This window comes from Hyphomicrobium sp. GJ21 (assembly GCF_001006785.1).
GTDB lineage: Bacteria > Pseudomonadota > Alphaproteobacteria > Rhizobiales > Hyphomicrobiaceae > Hyphomicrobium_B.
Window position 1 is genome coordinate 967,998 of record NZ_CDHO01000002.1, and the last position, 17,166, is coordinate 985,163.

Annotated in this window: 16 protein-coding genes; 6 read left to right on the forward strand and 10 right to left on the reverse strand. The window is 58.0% G+C overall.

Features of this window, described 5'->3' with window-relative positions:
• Window positions 1-187: 187 nt before the first annotated feature.
• Entirely contained in the window at window positions 188-427 is a 240-nt protein-coding gene (locus HYPGJ_RS19090) for a hypothetical protein (protein WP_143440503.1), read from the reverse strand.
• A 341-nt stretch (window positions 428-768) separates the two neighbouring features.
• On the opposite strand from HYPGJ_RS19090, the gene HYPGJ_RS19190 reads away from it, so the two are divergent.
• Genes HYPGJ_RS19190 through HYPGJ_RS07525 form a run of 3 tightly spaced genes read left to right on the forward strand, consistent with a single transcriptional unit; the run spans window position 769 to window position 3,879 of the window.
• Window positions 769-1,842, forward strand: coding sequence for a hypothetical protein (locus tag HYPGJ_RS19190; protein ID WP_159108288.1), 1,074 nt, complete (start codon window positions 769-771; stop codon window positions 1,840-1,842).
• Entirely contained in the window at window positions 1,839-3,146 is a 1,308-nt protein-coding gene (locus HYPGJ_RS07520; protein ID WP_052750826.1) for an NAD(P)-binding domain-containing protein, read from the forward strand. Before HYPGJ_RS19190 ends, HYPGJ_RS07520 begins: the two co-directional genes overlap by 4 nt.
• Window positions 3,130-3,879, forward strand: coding sequence for a class I SAM-dependent methyltransferase (locus tag HYPGJ_RS07525; RefSeq protein WP_046846545.1), 750 nt, complete (start codon window positions 3,130-3,132; stop codon window positions 3,877-3,879). Before HYPGJ_RS07520 ends, HYPGJ_RS07525 begins: the two co-directional genes overlap by 17 nt.
• Here the strand turns inward: HYPGJ_RS07525 and HYPGJ_RS07530 are convergent.
• From HYPGJ_RS07530 to HYPGJ_RS07550, 5 genes are all read right to left on the reverse strand, one after another.
• Window positions 3,876-4,085: a hypothetical protein gene (locus HYPGJ_RS07530; protein ID WP_046846546.1), complete on the reverse strand. Its 210-nt coding sequence runs from the start codon at window positions 4,083-4,085 to the stop codon at window positions 3,876-3,878. The two genes, HYPGJ_RS07525 and HYPGJ_RS07530, sit on opposite strands and share 4 nt — an antisense overlap.
• On the reverse strand, window positions 4,082-5,230 hold the full coding sequence (locus HYPGJ_RS07535) for a PepSY domain-containing protein (RefSeq protein ID WP_046846547.1): 1,149 nt from the start codon (window positions 5,228-5,230) through the stop codon (window positions 4,082-4,084). The genes HYPGJ_RS07530 and HYPGJ_RS07535 overlap by 4 nt, the downstream gene beginning before the upstream one ends.
• Before the next feature lie 11 nt (window positions 5,231-5,241).
• Window positions 5,242-7,719, reverse strand: coding sequence for a TonB-dependent siderophore receptor (locus HYPGJ_RS07540; protein WP_159108289.1), 2,478 nt, complete (start codon window positions 7,717-7,719; stop codon window positions 5,242-5,244).
• A gap of 337 nt (window positions 7,720-8,056) precedes the next feature.
• The gene (locus HYPGJ_RS18400; protein WP_052750828.1) at window positions 8,057-8,977 is read right to left on the reverse strand and encodes an AraC family transcriptional regulator; all 921 of its coding nucleotides are present in this window, start codon (window positions 8,975-8,977) and stop codon (window positions 8,057-8,059) included.
• A 288-nt stretch (window positions 8,978-9,265) separates the two neighbouring features.
• Window positions 9,266-9,568, reverse strand: a complete 303-nt coding sequence (locus tag HYPGJ_RS07550; RefSeq protein WP_046846548.1) for a hypothetical protein — start codon at window positions 9,566-9,568, stop codon at window positions 9,266-9,268.
• Between the two features lie 246 nt (window positions 9,569-9,814).
• Here HYPGJ_RS07550 and HYPGJ_RS07555 point away from each other — a divergent pair, with 246 nt between their 5' ends.
• A complete protein-coding gene (locus HYPGJ_RS07555) occupies window positions 9,815-10,264 on the forward strand; it encodes a DUF3617 family protein (RefSeq protein WP_046846549.1) in 450 nt (149 codons plus the stop codon).
• Between the two features lie 57 nt (window positions 10,265-10,321).
• On the opposite strand, the gene HYPGJ_RS07560 is transcribed toward HYPGJ_RS07555, so the two are convergent.
• From HYPGJ_RS07560 to HYPGJ_RS07575, 4 genes are all read right to left on the reverse strand, one after another.
• Complete coding sequence (locus HYPGJ_RS07560) at window positions 10,322-10,969, reverse strand: hypothetical protein (protein WP_046846798.1); 648 nt, start codon at window positions 10,967-10,969, stop codon at window positions 10,322-10,324.
• Window positions 10,970-11,077: 108 nt separating this feature from the next.
• A complete protein-coding gene (locus HYPGJ_RS07565) occupies window positions 11,078-11,728 on the reverse strand; it encodes a response regulator transcription factor (protein ID WP_013215353.1) in 651 nt (216 codons plus the stop codon).
• Entirely contained in the window at window positions 11,725-13,197 is a 1,473-nt protein-coding gene (locus tag HYPGJ_RS07570) for an ATP-binding protein (protein WP_046846550.1), read from the reverse strand. Before HYPGJ_RS07570 ends, HYPGJ_RS07565 begins: the two co-directional genes overlap by 4 nt.
• A 4-nt stretch (window positions 13,198-13,201) precedes the next feature.
• A complete protein-coding gene (locus tag HYPGJ_RS07575; RefSeq protein WP_046846799.1) occupies window positions 13,202-13,600 on the reverse strand; it encodes a hypothetical protein in 399 nt (132 codons plus the stop codon).
• A gap of 512 nt (window positions 13,601-14,112) precedes the next feature.
• On the opposite strand from HYPGJ_RS07575, the gene HYPGJ_RS07580 reads away from it, so the two are divergent.
• Both HYPGJ_RS07580 and moxJ read left to right on the forward strand, forming a co-directional pair.
• Window positions 14,113-15,972 carry a methanol/ethanol family PQQ-dependent dehydrogenase gene (locus HYPGJ_RS07580; RefSeq protein ID WP_348270897.1) on the forward strand — a complete coding sequence of 620 codons (1,860 nt, stop codon included), beginning with the start codon at window positions 14,113-14,115 and terminating at the stop codon, window positions 15,970-15,972.
• A gap of 231 nt (window positions 15,973-16,203) precedes the next feature.
• Window positions 16,204-17,115 carry a methanol oxidation system protein MoxJ gene (gene moxJ / locus HYPGJ_RS07585; RefSeq protein WP_052750843.1) on the forward strand — a complete coding sequence of 304 codons (912 nt, stop codon included), beginning with the start codon at window positions 16,204-16,206 and terminating at the stop codon, window positions 17,113-17,115.
• Window positions 17,116-17,166 lie beyond the last annotated feature (51 nt).

A 17,166-nucleotide genomic window follows, 5' to 3' on the forward strand; every position in this document is an offset into this window, starting at 1 on the left:
GCCAGCTGGCGAGTTTCCGTTGCGATGCGAAAACGTGACGTGCAAACCCGATGTAAACCAGCCGGTTTTGCGTTGTATCGACCAAAGTCTCTATTTTCACACGCTCGCATACTCAAGAAATATGAGCCTTTACGCTATCGCGTTTCAAGTCAACCTTGGCCGTCGCGATCCGAAAATCCATGTAAACCTAAATTGTCTCTAGAAATCCTTTTCTACCGCCGAGAAAAGGTTTTGGCGCCGGATGACCCGGAAATACTGACACCATAAAACGCGCGCGGAACACGCCTCGAATTGTCGGTTTCCGCACGCTTCCCCGATCGCAGTGACAAGGCAGGATCGCGCCGTGCGTCCCCCGCCAGCAATCGAGCGCCAGCGCCCCAAGTTGCTCAAAAACTTCGGCAAGCAGGACGGGCTTGTCATAGGCCATATTAAGTATTCGCGATTAAGTAATAACTTTTGACTCGCGACAGTAGCGGGGTGTGAATAAAAGACGGTGCTCCAGATTGGGGCGCGGGGCAGTTTTTTATTTCAAACAGTGCATTAGTGGATTTTGGCGATCATAAGGGCGCTGAACGAGCGCAACCGAGCATCCTGCTCTGCAACGCAGGTTACTACGGCACATTGGCAGCGATCCGCTCTCTCGGCCGCGCCGGCATCCCAGTAATATCGATCGATCCTTCCCCGCTCTCGGCCGGATCTTATTCTCGCTATTGCATCTCTCATTTGCGATCGCCTCCGTTCGAGGAGACCACGCGATTTGCACGGTGGTTGCTCGATGCCGGCAAGCCATTCGCCGGTAGCGTCCTCTATGCGACGAGCGACGCCGTTTCTTACGCACTCGCAAAATGCCGTCAGGATCTGGAGAAGCTCTTTTTATTATATCAGCCTGACCTCGAGACCATGATGTGCGTGCTCGACAAGGGTCAGCTGCTGCGCCACGCTCAGGCTACCGGCATCGACACACCGCCGACTTGGCTTCCCACCTCGCGCGCCAATGCGCAGGAAATCGCCAACGCGATCTCGGAACGCCTGATCATCAAGCCGCGATGCCAACTCGCCGCGCGCAACTTGGTGAAAGGCACCGTTCTAAAGCCCGGTCCGGATGCACTGATGCAGCAGTTCGACCGCATGGCAGCAGTCGGACCGGGCGATCCGAGCTTCGCGAAATCGCATCCGGAAATCATGTTTCCGATGTTTCAGGCTTTCTACCCCGAAGCCGTCAACAGCGTTTACAGCCTATCCGGATTTCGCGACCGCTCCGGAACGAAAACCGCCGTACTTGCGGCCGTCAAGTCGATGCAGCGCCCGCACAATCTCGGGATCGGCCTTTGCTTCGAGGAAGCCCCCGTCGATACCGCGCTCGCCGGCAAAGTCATGGAGCTATGCGAACGGATTGGCTATTATGGTGCTTTTGAATGCGAGTTCATTCAGGCTGGCGATAAAAAGCTGCTGATCGATTTCAACGCCCGCTTCTATAATCAGGTTGGCCTGGAAATTGCGCGGGGCCTCGACATTCCCGGATTGGTTTACGCCGCGGCGACCGGGCAGGACGAAAAAGTCGATGACTTGATCGCCGCCTTCGAGAAGCGCGAGAAAGGCCAGAACTATGCGTTTTGCAACAGCTTCCAATTTCAGCTCATCACGCGCTTTCGTCGTGGCTTGGGATCGATGTCGCCCGAGGAATCCGGACGCTGGACTGCATGGCGGCAGTCCTCGAAAAACATCGTAGAAGCCGCGTTCGATCAAAACGATCTCATTCCCTACGCCATCGATTCCACGCAGCAAATCTTCTCTATTCTTCGTCGCCCACGAGCGTTCTTCAGAGACTGCCTAACGAAATGAGCATTTCGGCGCCCAACCCGGATGTCGTGATCATCGGAGCCGGCCCCTACGGGCTTTCCCTCGCTGCGCATCTGCGTGCTCGCGGCGTGAATTTTCGCATCTTCGGCATCCCGATGGGCTTCTGGCGCGACTTGCCCACGGGCATCAATCTCAAATCCCCGGCATCGAGCACCAACATTTCGGTGCCGAAGACGCCCGTAGCATTTTCCCGATGGTGCAGAGAGCGCGGACTAGAGGACTACGAGCCATGCTCGATGGAGTCGTTCGCCAACTATGGGCTCTGGATCCAGTCGCATTTCGTGCCGAACGTCGAGGCAACGAAAGTAACCGCCATTGCCCAGATGGATCGCGGCTTTCACATCACGCTCGATGACGGCTCCGAACTCTCCGCGCCGCATGTGATCGTCGCAACCGGATTGTCCTATCTGGACGCAATCCCGGCCGACTTTCACAAACTGCCTCAAGAAATTTCGAAGCATACGTTCCATCTCTCCGATTATTCCGAATATCGAGGCAAACGTGTCGCGATTGTCGGCGGCGGCGCTTCCGCCATCGAAGCGGGCGCACTGGTCCACGAAGCGGGCGGATTCCCCGAAGTATTCATCCGCGAGCCGAATGTTCTGATTTACGATCGGACGCCGCGCTATCGCAGTCTTCGCGAACGCATCCTGCAGCCGTCATCGCCCATCGGAAACGGCAAGGTGCCATTTCTGATCGGGCATTTCCCGCAACTGCCGTACTTGCTGTCCGAAGCTCGGCGTCTCAGATTGCTGCGCGCGTTCGTTCCCCCGTCTGCACCCTGGTGGATCAAGGATCGCGTCGTCGGCGTCGTTCCGATGCACGTCGCGAGTTCGATCACCGGCGCGCGCACTCTTGAGCACGGCCTCAGCCTCACAATTCGCCAACAAGATCAGCCCGAGCGCGAACAGGATTTTGACGCCATCATATGGGGCACGGGTTACGAAAAAGACGTGAGCCGCCTCTCCTTCCTGTCCGGCGATATTCTGAGAACAATGACGCTGATCGAGCAGGCCCCCAAGTTGTCCATCAACTTTGAGTCGTCCGTTGGCGGTCTCTATTTCATCGGCCCCATGTCCGAAATGAGCTTCGGGCCGATCACACGCTTCGTGGCGGGCGCCGGCTTCACAGCAAAATCGCTCTCCCGGCATCTCGCCCGCCGCGTTCCAAAACGCAGATCAGTTCAACCGTTACAAGAACAAGCCTCCATCCCGCGTCTTGACGACAGGGTTCGCCAACAACGCGCAGATCCAATGGATGTGAAGATCGATGAACGGCTCACCTGAATTGCAGCGCGGTTCGAAAACGCGATCCGCCGCATTCGACGCCATCGCAGCCGCGAGAACGCTCAAACGCCGGTTAGCCGATCGCGTAGCGGAACATCTCACTCACAAATGGGACCAGCAGCACGGCGTTGACACGGGCGGACGCGTGGCCATCAACGCCTCCCGTGTCGCGGTCGTCGGAAATCACGCTGGGTCCGGCTACGACATCGTATCGACCCCGCCGAGCGTCTTTTCCTATCTCTCGCGATATTTCCCAGCGCAGCGCAACGACTACAGCTACATGGATATCGGCTGCGGCAAGGGCCGCACCGTCATGCTCGCCTCCGAACTTGGATTCAAATCCTGCATTGGGGTCGACTTTGCGAGCTTCGCATGCGACGTCGCTCGCGAAAACGTGGCGCGCTATAAAAGCCCTGTTCCAGAGCGATCGCCGTGCGCCATTCTCAATGAATGCGCCACGAAGTGCACCTTTCCCGATGGGAACCTGCTTCTCTTCTTCAACAACCCGTTCGCGATGGATCTATGGCCCGAGGTCGCCCGCCGCGTAACCGAAGCGGCCGATCAAGAGCGTGCCGTGACCATCATCCTGATCGGCAGCTTCCCCGATACGATACGAGCCGCCGCCGATATTTTCACCGGCTCGCACGTCATCACCAGACGCGCCGAAGGATTGACGCCGCGCTTTTGGGACTCATACGCCCCATTCCACTTTATTGTCCTCGCAAACGGCTAACGCGCCTTACCGCGGACAGACGTTGCTTGCCACCAAACCCACGCCGCAATCGCGACCGGCAGACCGACCGCTAACCAGGACAACGCATCCCAGATGCCGTCGCCCAGCAGTGCGAAGATCAAGCCCACGCCGCTCACCACCGCGACAACCGTCGGAAGAATGTAGGTTCTCTGCCAGATCGGCTTTCTCAGCATCGGCGGGCTCATGCGTGCGACCGCTCAACCGATGGCAACGCCAGCTCCGGCGGTTGCTCAGCAGGCAAGCGCCTGCGGGCAATCCAGAGATAGAGCCCCGTGATGAGAATGATGATCGTGATCACGTCGAGGATCGCCCAGATCACCTTCAACGTCATCCCGCCGTAGTCGCCGAAATGCAGCGGCTTCGAAATCAGCAGCGTGGTCACGAACCACGGCATGTCCTGCATATCCGTAAAAGCGCCGGTTTCTCCATCGATGACGACCGGCTTCAGCAAGCGCGACGTCAACGGCGTGTTGCCTTTGAAAAAGATGACGTAGTGCGCAGGGCCAGCGAAAATCGTGCCGGGAAAGGCGACGGTTTGCGGCTCCATATCGGGCAACTTGCTTCGCGCCAGCTGCATGGCGTCTTCCACGGATGCGAGCTTCGTCGGAACCGGACGGTCCCTGCCCGGCCCGAGCATTTCGGAGAGCTGCGTGAACTGCCACACCTTCACAACGAGATCGGCCCAAGTGTTCACAACTCCAGTCGCGCCGACGACGAGCGTCCAGGCGATAACGACGATCCCGAGAAAATTATGCCAGTCGAGCCAGCGAACAGGGCGCGTGCGGCTGACACGTATCGCGCCAAATTTCAGCTTTCGCATGAACGGGCCGTAGATCACGATTCCCGAGACGATCGCCGCAACAAAGAAGAGGCCCATCAATCCGAGAAAGAGCTTTCCGGACAGGCCCGCATACATATCCGTATGCAGCCGGTACATGATCATCGTGAACCGGCCATTGAAATCCGGCTCGTCCAGAAAGCTGCCCGTGTTCGCGTCAAAACGCGCGAACTGGTTTGTCATCGGATCAGCACTGACGCTGTCATTGATCGACAAAAACAGGACGCCGGGATTTTCATCATCCCACGACAGAAACTGAACGACCTTGCCAGGATAGCGCTCGTGCACGTTTTGCAGAACCTGGTCGAGACTGACCGGCTGCGTGCCCGGCGCGACCTCGGCCGGATGTGCCGAGTCGTGCAGCAGATCGTCGATCTCGTGATGGAAGATCAGCGGCAGCCCGGTGATGCAAAGCATGAGCAGGAAAATGGTCGAGACGAGGCTCGACCATTTGTGCACCCACGCCCATTTGCGCAAAGAACTATTCGTCATCCGAACTCAGCTCACCATTTGTAGCGCAACGTCGCGAGAATGGTGCGCTCCGCGCCAAGTCCGCAATAAGCGTCGCTCGTGACGCACGTTGCAACGTAGTACGTGTTGAACAGATTGGCGACATTCAGTTGCAGCGATGCGCCTTCGTATTTCGGCGACAGATAGCCGAGGTCGTAGCTCGCTGCGAGATCGAACAGGGTATAGCCCGGCACCTTCCAGACGTTGCGCGAGTCGGCATACTGCGGGCCGGTATATCGAACGCCGCCGCCAAGTCCGAAGCCCGCGATCCGGCCTTCATGCCATGTGTATTTCGCCCAGAGCGAAGCGTTGTCGCGCGCAACGCTCGGAAAGACGTTGCCTATGTTCGCCGGATTGGCATCGGCCGTGATCTCAGCTTTGAAATAGTGACTGTACGCGGCGATGATATCGAGGTTCTCCGTGACCTTCGACCTAGCCTCGAGTTCCACACCAGCGACTTCGACTTCACCCGCTTGGATCGTGATCGGCGGATTCGAAGCGTTTGGCGTGGCGACGTTCTGCTGCTTCAGATCGAATACCGCCGCCGACAGCATCGTTTGCGTTCCCAGCGGCTGATATTTGACGCCCGCCTCGACGCCTTCGCCCGTCGTCGGCTTCAGTACATTGCCGTAACCATCTTTCAGCGTCAGACCGCTGGCTGGCATGAACGATGTCGAATAGCTGACATAGGGTGCAAAGCCGTTGGCAAAGACGTACGACAGACCCGCAAAACCGGTCCACGCCTGATCGTCGATCGCCACATTCACTGGATCATATGCGAACGTGTTGAAGTTGAATTGCGTGCCGTTCGTCTCGGTATGCGCCCAATCGTGGCGTCCGCCGAACGTGAAATTCCAGCCATCGAGCTTGATCTGATCCTGAGCATACACCCCGATCTGATCATGCTGGTTGCGCGTGTCGAGATAACGCAGCAGCGCACTCACAGGCGGAACAGGCAGATTGTAATTTGGGTTGTAGGCATCGATCGGCGGCGCAGATCCGAACCGATAGTCCGAAGCGCCCTGACCGTACTGGTAATCAAGACCGACCAGCGCCTTATGCGCGAGCGCACCCGTGAAGAAGCGCGCCTCGAGCTGGTTATCGAGAACGATGTCGTTCGTATACCCGGCGACGTAATTGTTCGTGCGATTGACAGTGCGGTAATCGATGATCTGCCCGCTAATATCTCTTGCCAAACCTTCCGTCCGAACGGCTGTCACCTCCGCATCGACGCTGCTGAAGCGAACGTTCTGACGGAACGTCAAGGCGCTGTCGAAACGATGCTCGAAGGCGTAGCCGAACCAATATTCGTCGAGACGCGAATGGTCGTTGTCGGGATCGCCGAGATAACGGCTGTATGGAATACGCCCGAATGGCGCTGATTTTTTCGTCAGCTCCAGCGGCACATATTGCTGCGGACCGTACCCGTTGGTCGTTGCGAAGCTTCCAAGTAGCGTGAGGGTGGTGCTGGTATCGGGCCGATAGGTCAGGCTCGGCGCGATGAAGAAGCGCTGCCGATCGGTAAAATCCATCTGCAGATCGGTGGTATTGCCCATTCCGACGAGGCGATATGAGAGCTTGCCGTTCTTGTCGACGGGACCGCTGAAGTCGAACCCACCCTGCACCCAATCGTGATTGCCGAACGTGAAGAAGACCTCGTTCTGCGCCTCCTCCGTCGGACGCTTGCTGACCATGTCGATCAAGCCCCCGGGAGGCGCCTGCCCATAGAGCGCCGAGGCCGGACCCTTGAGCACTTCGATGCGCTCGAGCATGTACGGATCGACGAACGGCTTCGCGAACGTCAGGGTCTGTTCGTTCGGCAAGATCAGGCCGTCGAGATAGATCGGCGCTTCGAACCCGCGAACGACGAACACGTCGAAGAGGCCGCTGGCCGTATATTTGTCGAGCATGATGCCGGGCGTATAGCGGAGCGCCTGACCGATTGTCTGCGCACTCTGCTGCTCGATCTGATCTTTCGTCACCACGTTGACCGTGCGCGGCACCTCGATCAAAGGCGTGTCGGTCTTGATGCCGGTCGCGGTTCTGGTCGCGACGATGCCATCGACAGGCCCCGTCGCCGTTTCGGTCGCGGTTCCAGCCGCACTGCCGATCTGCTCAGTAATTTCGACAGGGGGTGGCGCAGGCTGCGGCGCACTTGCCTGAGCGGTGCCCGCACGCTTCGTCGTCTTCTTGGCCTTCGACACCGTCTTCGACTTGGGCGCCGTTGTTACCACGACTTCGGGCAACGCTGCCGAGCCGGGACTCGTCGCGTCCTCATTGGCCGCTGGCGCAGCTTGCTCCGGGGATGATTGCGCGGCAGCTGGCGGTGCCGGCGTCCCGGGCTCCTGCGCGACAGCAGGGTGCAGACCGGCCGCCGTCGTCATCATGAACAAGAATGCAAGCGTCCAGACATGACCGGCTCGCACCGAGCGCCGCGTACCAACCTCGGAAGCAATTACCGAACGAGTCAATTTCCCCTCCAACATACTCTTTCTCCCCCCGGAGAAATTTTCCGAACCGTACAAAGTGCATTGATCACGAGCGCGCCCGAGTGCCCTTCCACGCGCAAGCGTTACGCCCGACCGCGCACGGCATGCGATCAGTCCGAATTCCGGATGCGTCAGAATCGGGCGCGAAGCAGGTTTCCTGAGACCTCTCCGCAATGCCCGCTCATCACCGATCTCGTAGTCCTTCGGTGCCCTCCGCAAATCCTTACTAAATTAGTAATCTTTTAGCTGGGATGGCGAATGCTCCGCCAGACAGGCGGCTATTCTCGCTCAACGAAATACTATCGCGGAATGCAACGCCTCATCGGCGGGGAAACTTGCGCGTGGGCGGCTCGCCGAAGTGACGGCGATAGGCCGCTGTGAACGCCGCGGGGCTCGAAAAGCCGACCTGATAGCCGACTTTTGCGACAGGTAGGTCCGTGTCCCTTAGCATCGCGCGCGACAACTCCAGACGTTCGCGGCGGATGTAGCCGAAGATGGATGTCCCGTACGCAGTTTTGAAGTGCGCCTGCAAGGTCGTCAGGTTGAGCCCAACCTGCATGGCGAGATCGAGCGACTTCGGCGGCGATGCGAGGTTGGCATCTATGATCTCACGCGCCTGCACCACTCGATCATAGTTTTTTCGGCCGAGCGTATTCGCGATCCTGTTCGCCTCTTTGAGCATCGATGCCGCTTCGAGGACGAAGGCGAGCGTGTTGGTCTCGAGAAAGAGTTCAGCAAGTTCGCCGCAATAGGGATGGGCGAGACTGCGCTTCGCGATCTCGACCATCCGGCGGGACTTGGGAAGAACGACGGCCTGATAGTCCACGTTCAACAACCCGCGCAACGCCGCCAGACCATCGTCGGTCACATCCGGCCCGAAGCGGTCGAAGAAGTCCCGCTTCAGATAGAAGCCGGACATCACATTGTGCTGGTTTGCCTTGTAGTGGGTGAAGGCCTTTACGGGCTTGCCGTTGCCCGCGATGACGGCGCGCCCGAGCTCATGGCGAACTTGTCCATGCCCTTCGATATCGAAGACGGGAGGATCTCCGGAAATCAGAATTCCGCACCCTAGCGCGGACTCGATCTCGTACTCGACCTTGCTATCGTAATTGACCCTCAAGCGATGAGCGGCAGCAATCAGGCCGGGCTGAACCATGCTGAGAACGACCTGGCCGGTCACCGCAGACGCGTCTACCTGTCCTGCATCGATCGAGTTCGCAGTTATGCGCGAGACTGACATGCACTTCGCAGTCAATCTGGCCATCTCCGAGACTGAGATGTCTCCGTCGTGAGTCTGGTATTCGCGCACGAGATCGTAGCTCCGCTAAATAATACAAAAATAGTATACTTAGCGGGACGAGAAAAGAACGCCGTTATGACAACGGCTTGATAAGCTGAGGCAATCGTTGACGGTCTTTGATCGCCTCAGGCTAATTTTAAAAAACTTCTAATCTACAGAGCTGACAAACCTCGCGCACTAGGACCGAAACCCGGAGGCAACCGGGTTTCGGACTTCATCAGGAGCAGATCAGTACTGCTTCGGGCACCAAGATTCCTTCGACGACTTGCAGGCTACGGGAAATGCTTTGGCCATCTTCTCGGCTTCGGCCCATTCGTCAGCATCGACGCTGTTATTCACGTCCTGATCCATCGCGGTGAACGTCGGTGCCGGATCGAGCTTCAGGGTCGCAACGTTGGCTTCCCACTCGGTTCGGCTGATCGACCCGTTGCCGTCCGTGTCGAGCTGCTTGAACTTACTGGCCCAATCGTCAGCATAAGCCGCGCCGGAAAACAGAAGAATTGCAGCAGTCGCGAATATGGCTCTCGTCATGCGTCTTCTCCCTATATTATTTATTGCGTCCCGTTCGGTCGAGCGCGAAGCCCATCCCGCGGCAACACCACTAGCGGCGCCTTGTTTCGTATTTTTCGCAATGGCACGTTTAGCAATATGATGCTGGAGAATTGGCAATACGCCGAACTTTCTCCGCGCTTCAACGCATTACGGATAAATGATTTGACGATTTTATCTAATCAAGCCTGATGTGTTCGATTACGAACAGAAGCAGGAAAGCGCGCCATGACCTATCGTATAGTTTCCACGATTTACATATGCGGCGCGGCGTTGCTCAGCACGTCCGGACATACGTTGGCAGCCGACGTTCCGGCAAGAAAATCGGGACAATGGCAGCTCACATCGGTTTCGGATTCGATTGGAATGACAACCATCAGGTCGTGTATCGCCGCGACCGATAATGTCGTTCTCGGCGATAATTCAAAAAATTGCGGTCCTGTCGACGTCAAGACAATCGCGAATGAAACATTCGTAAATGTCACGTGCTCGGCGGGAAATAGCCGGCAAAAGATCAGCACATTGCTGACCGGCGATTTCAATACTTGGTATCGAGCCGTTACAAAAATAACATTCGATCCGCCGCAGGCTGGCGTTTCGCACCTTGGCGTGATCGTCGATGGAAAATATCTCGGCGAGACCTGCGAAGCGGACAAATCCGCCGCGACCAAACCCTGAACTGACGCCTCCGGCGCTTGCAAACGCCGGAGTGCGCCGTGCTGTAGCGAGCCGATGTTAGTTGGGCAGAACCACTTTCGGCGGCTCGATGCTCAGATCCTTGACGATCGTGAAAGTGCCGTCGAACACGCGGCTTTCGGGCTCAGTGACCGGCGTCACGATGTTGCGCGCTGGCAGCCCTGTCACCTTGTCGACGTAGACGTTTTGCAGATTGGGCGCGCTAAGCGCTGTAACGCGTGGACCTTTGGACTTGGCATCGGCAGGCAACGGCATCGCCAGAACGCCCTGATAAAGCGCATAGGTTTTGCCCTCGAACTCCTTATCGCCGACGCATTTGTACTCGGTCGAAACTTTCGGAGAGTCGGCAACCGTATCCTTGATCTGGTTGGCCACCGTTTGGGCAAACGCCTCCGGCAACTCCGCCCAACCACCGCCCTGGTTCGACCAGGCTTTTTTGCCGACGACGATCATTTCCATCGCAGCACCCTCGCCGCCCAGCGTCACCGTCTGGTGCATGCGATCCGGCAGCACATAGTCCGCCTGCATCTTCAGGGTGCCATCCTTGTTCTTGATCGTCGTTTCCAGCCGGAATTTGCCTGCCTCGCGAAGCTTGGCGAACGCTGCATCGACTTGGTCCTTGCAGCTGACATCCGCAAACGCCGAACCGGACAGGCAAGTCAGAAAGATAGCGAAAATGATACGCATGGGGCTCCGCACCGGTTGGATCTGAAGGATGCACATGGATCGCGCGAAACCGATTTCCAAGTCACGGCATACTTCGATGGAAATAGTTCCCGGCAACGACAGCGGCCGTCACTTCGTCCGCTGTCCTGCCATTTCCGGCAGATGATCGATGGCGATGCGCATGAGCTCCGGAAGGGATTTCACACCGAGCTTCGCCTTGATCTGCGAGCATGTGTTGGCGATGGTCTTGTAGCTGACGTGCAGTTCCTCGGCGATCGCCGCATATTGCTTGCCCTGCGCGATCAGCTCCAAGGTTTGGAGCTCGCGTAACGTCATGCCGCTCAGCGGATTGCTACGGCCCTTGGTTTCCATCAGTGCGATCGCCGATGCGACCGTGTGGCTGAGAAACGGCCTGCCCTGGCGCACGGCCTGCAGCGCCTTCACGATATCGACGGACGATGTGTCCTTTAAAATATAGCCGTTTGCACCGAGGCGCAGCGACTGGCTGGCGATCATCGGATCTTCATGCATCGTCAGCACCAGGATAGGCGTATGCTTGTCATGCACACGCAATCGCCGGATGAATGTGAGACCGACGAGAACGCCCTTCTTGATCGCAAGATCGATAATGATGACGTCGGGCTTGTCGTTCCGATAGGCACGGAAGCCATCGATCAGGTTCGATGCCAGCGTGATGTTTTCGATGCCGGCATCCTCGAGGACGCGGCGGCATCCCTGCAGCACAACAGGATGGTCGTCGATCACAAGAATTTTTGTCATGATGTCATCCGTGAAGCTTCGCGTACCTGCAGGCGGCTGGCGTCGCTCGGCTGCGCTGGAATTTTGATAGAGATCGACGTGCCGCGGGGATCTCGCGCTTCGACGGCAAGCGTGCCGCCCGCGGAAAGCACACGTTCGCGCATGGCCGAGAGACCAAAACCGGCAGCGGCGCCAGGTTTGAAACCGACGCCGTCATCGCTCACCCGCAAGCAGATCAGGATGCCGGGCTCCTGCTCCCTCGTTCCGCGGCGAGACGTTTCTTCCCGCAGTTCGATGAGAATGTTGTCGGCCTGCGCGTGCCGGACGGCGTTCGTCAGAGCCTCTTGCGTCGCCCGGTAAACGGTCAGCTCGATTTTCTCAGCGTAAGCACGAGCAAACGGACCGATCTCCGAAATGATGCGGACGTCCGTGTGGCGACGATCGAAATCGTTGATGAGATCCTTGATCAACGCTGGTAGCGGCACCTTGCCGATAGAAACCGGATGCAATCTTTTGAGCAGCGCACGATTCATGGCTTTCAGACGATCGGCGATCGACAGGATTTCGTCCGTTCGCGTCGTGATTCTGCGCGCCGACTCGTCATCGAGCTTTGCCGATATTCTGTTGATCGACTCGGCGCTCGCCGTGATGCCGAACAAGCAGGGGCCTGCTTCGTCGTGAAGCTCGCGCGCGATTTCGCGCCGTTCATCTTCCTGAACGGATTGGATTTGCTTGTATAGCTCGCCATTTTCCGCCCGCGTCTGATCGAGCGATGCCGCGAGCGAGTTGAACTTGCGCGAAATGTCGGCGATCTCGACGACACGCGGAATTTCGAGACGCCGCGCGTTCTCGCCGGCTTCCAAAGCTACGAGGCCACGCGCCAGCGCTTGCAACGGCGTCAGTATCCATCCGAGCACGAAATAGAAAGCTCCGACGAGTAACAGCATCGAGATCGAAGCAACGATCGCGAGCGATGAGAGCTGCTGCCACTTCTCGGCGATTTCATCATCCGGATCGCCTTTGAGAATGATCTGACGGTCGCCATTCGGCACGCGGATGACGCGTGTATGATCCTCGCCGCCCGCCGGCATCATCAGGCTCTCAAACCAATCGGGCGTTTCGCTTAACGGCGACGGACCATCATCGTCTGAGGAGGACGAGCGCAAAAGCTTTGGTGGCGTGCCTCCGTCCTGAACATAGATGCGCGCATGGCGCATATGGTCGACTTCGCGCGACACGAGGTAATCGAGGTTCGAAAGCTGGTTTTCCGCAGCAATGCGCCGAACCAGCTCGCGCAACAGGCCCTCTGCGAAATCTATCGACGCCTTGATCTCGACGTTGACCGCGTTACGGCCATTGACGACAGCAATCGTGCCGGCAGCGATGGTGGCGAGCAGAAGCATCAACGAGATTGCAAGCAAAACCTGGTGACGGATCGAACGTCCGAACCAGGCAAACCCCGAAACTTTCCGAAACAAAGCGTCCAGCATCAAACTAGCCGCGCGATCTGTAGCGCCGCGAGAGATCATCGAGCGCATCACGCTCGTTTAATCCCGCTTTGCGCAAATTGAAGTATTGTTGGCCGATTGCGCCAAATCCCTCGACCCTACCCGGCTCGCGCACGACGTCCGCCAGCACCTCGACCAACCAGACCGCTGTCTCGCGGTCATCGGTCGGATCGAGCATCACCTCGAGCTGAACGGCCCTGTTCGCGATCATGCGCGGATCTTCTTTGAATATCTTGGCTGCGTTCGCGATCGACGCCTTGATGATGTCGGCCTCCTCCGCCTTGACGGTCTTGCCCCGGCTCGCCTCGCGCGAGATCAGCCATCCGGCTGGATCAATGTCTGAGGTCGCATCAAGCCAGCCCGGCTGTGCTTGCGATTGCGTCAACCCTGAGCGTTGATCCGTATGCTGATTTATTGAGTTGCTATCATCACATCCCGCAAAAAGCAGGGCGCACGCGCCCATCAGCCAGAATGTTCGAAATTTCATTGCTCTCGCGAGTTGTGAGATGCGCAGACCGCACGATGCAATCTGCGTTTGTGCCCGACCTATGCCAGAGAGAACGCCAGACTTCCAGGACAACGTCTGCAGCGTTCTTTGCCGATTCTTCCCGGCGCTATTTGCCGATCACACTGAAGACCCCCGCTAGTTACGTTGTTACGGTTCCGCCCGTGCTGAACGCGAAGTCATCGGAGAACCAGTAATCCGAGCGCGCGGTACGCCTACGAAGAGCGGAGAGATGGGCGGAGGAATTACCCAGATTTCCCTCGGACTAAAGGACGGATGTTGTGGCGTCGGGTTCCCGTCTGTCGCCACGCGCTCGTCGTCCAGAACAATAGCTGGGATTGGAAACGCGAGGATAAATTGGCATGAAAAGACTTGCTAGCACATCGATGCTGATGTCGGCGTCCTGCATGGCGTTAGCTGCCGCCGTGCAGATGGGCGCGGCCACCAGCGCGCTTGCGAACGACAAGCTCATCGAGCTGTCGAACAGCAATGAAAACTGGGTAATGCCGGGCAAAAACTACGATTCGAACAACTACAGCACGAGCACGCAGATCAACGTCGACAACGTCAAGCAGCTGAAGCACGCCTGGTCGTTCTCGACCGGCGAGCTGCATGGACACGAAGGCGCACCGCTCGTCATCGGCGACGTGATGTACGTTCACAGCTCGTTCCCGAACAAGACCTTCGCACTCGATCTCAACGATCCCGGCCACATCCTGTGGCAGCACAGCCCGAAGCAGGATCCGGCTGCACGCTCGGTTGCTTGCTGCGACCTCGTGAACCGCGGTTTGGCTTACTGGCCGGGTGATGACAAGACACCTTCGCTGATCATCAAGACGCAGCTCGACGGCCATCTCGTCGCGTTGAACGCCAAGACGGGCGAAGAGTTCTGGAAGGTTGAGAACGGCGACATCAAGGTCGGTCAGACGCTCACGCAGGCGCCCTATGTCGTTCACGATCTCGCGATCGTCGGTTCGTCAGGCGCCGAACTCGGCGTTCGTGGCCACGTGACAGCCTACAACGTCCGCACGGGCGAGCAGGCTTGGCGTTACTACGCGACCGGTCCCGATGCCGAAATCGGTCTTGCTGACGACTTCAACAGCGCCAACCCGCACTATGGTCAAAAGGGCCTCGGCACCGCGACCTGGGAAGGCGACGCGTGGAAGATCGGCGGCGGCACGAACTGGGGCTGGTACGCCTACGATCCGGCTGCCAACCTGATCTATTACGGGTCCGGCAACCCGGCTCCGTGGAACGAGACGATGCGTCCTGGCGACAACAAGTGGACCATGACGATCACGGCTCGCGACGCCGACACCGGCAAGATGAAGTTCGGCTACCAGAAGACCCCGCACGACGAGTGGGATTTCGCTGGCGTCAACGTCATCATGCTTTCCGAGCAGACCGACAAGACCGGCAAGAAGCGCAAGCTTCTGACGCATCCCGATCGTAACGGCATCGTCTACACGCTCGATCGTGAAAACGGTGACCTGATCTCGGCCGACAAGCTTGACGATACCGTCAACGTGTTCAAGACGGTTGACCTCAAGACCGGTCTCCCGGTTCGCGATCCGGAATACGGCACCCGTATGGACCACAAGGGCACGGACATCTGCCCGTCGGCCATGGGGTACCACAACCAGGGTCACGACTCCTACGATCCCCAGAAGCAGCTGTTCTTCATGGGCATCAACCACATCTGCATGGACTGGGAGCCATTCATGCTTCCCTACCGTGCCGGCCAGTTCTTCGTCGGCGCGACGCTGTGGATGTACCCGGGCCCGAAAGGCGATCGTCAGAACTACCTCGGTCTTGGTCAGATCAAGGCCTACAACGCGATCACCAACGAGTACAAGTGGCAGCACATGGAGCGCTTCTCGGTCTGGGGCGGCACGCTCGCGACCGCAGGCAATCTGGTGTTCTACGGAACGCTCGATGGCTTCCTCAAGGCTCGCAACTCGGATACCGGACAGCTGGTCTGGAAGCATAAGCTTCCGTCGGGCGTGATCGGTTACCCGATGACGTACGAGCACAAGGGCGTCCAGTACATCGCTGTGATGTCGGGCGTTGGCGGTTGGCCGGGCGTTGGTCTGGTGTTCGACCTTCAGGACCCGACCGCAGGTCTGGGCGCGGTTGGCGCATTCAAGAACCTGCAGAACTACACGCAGATGGGCGGCAGCCTCGAGGTGTTCTCGCTTGATGGCAAGAACCCCTACGACGACGTCAACGTCGGCGAGTACGAGAAGGGCTGATGAAAGCCATGGATCGCGGCTCGGCATCGAGCGGTGCCGCGATCCTCTCTCACAAGCTTAGCGTCTGCGAGGATGCTGGGCCGCGCGGCGGCAGCCATTTCCGCTTCACTACATGGCGAGCCGTCCCGCGAGTTCCTTGCAACGCGATTGCCCCGGAGACTGGCGACTTCGGATCTCAAAATCACAAGCCGTCAGATGACTCTGACCAGCATTCGAAAGGTCTTTTTGCGCATGCCGCTTAGTATCCGTACGGATCGAAGCCATAGCACCATCGGCAAGGTTTCCAGACCGTTGCTCGCCGCCGCCGGACTTTCCGTCCTCGCTTGGATGTCGATCACTCCGTCCTTTGCTCAAGACGCGACGACGAAAACAGCCGTCGACGGCTCCGTCCTTCGCGTATGCGCAGCTGCAAACGAAGCGCCGTATTCCACGAAGGACGAAAACGGCTTCGAAAATAAAATCGCGAAGATCATCGCCGAGGGAATCGGCCGCAAGGCGGAATTCGTGTGGTCGGCGAAACCAGCGATCTACGCAGTTCGCGATCAGCTCGACAAAAAGCTCTGTGACCTGGTCGTCGGAACCGATGCCGGTGACGAACGCGTCCTGACGTCGAAACCCTATTATCGCGCGCCTTACGTTTTCATCGTGCGCAAAGACTCGCCATTGAAGATCGAGAACTGGGATAGCCCGGATCTGGCGAAGGCCGGCAAGATCGGCTTCGTGCCGAGCACGCCTGCGTCGGTCATGATGGAAAAAGAAGATCTGTATAACGACAACATCAACTACGCATCGTCGCTGACGAACTTCAAAGATCGCAGAAACGCCTACACGCGCATTCCGCCCGATCGCATGGTCGGTGAGGTCGCGAACGAGACCGCTGGGCTCGCGGTGGCGTTTGCTCCGGAAGTCGCGCGCTACGTGAAGGCAAACGATGCGCTGAAGCTGATTGTCATCCCCGACAACAACGTGCGCTCGGACGGCATGAAGGTTCCATTCCATTTCGACCAATCGTTTGCCGTTCGCAAGGACGACAAAGCATTGCTCTCAGCAATCGATGAAGCGCTGCCCAAGGTGCAATCGAAAATCGAAGATGTTCTGAAGGACGAGGGGATCCCTCTCGTTCAGCCGGCATCCAATAAATAAACGTCCGGCAAGCGCCGGTAATATCGAGGAAAGTGGACAAGTGGGACTGAA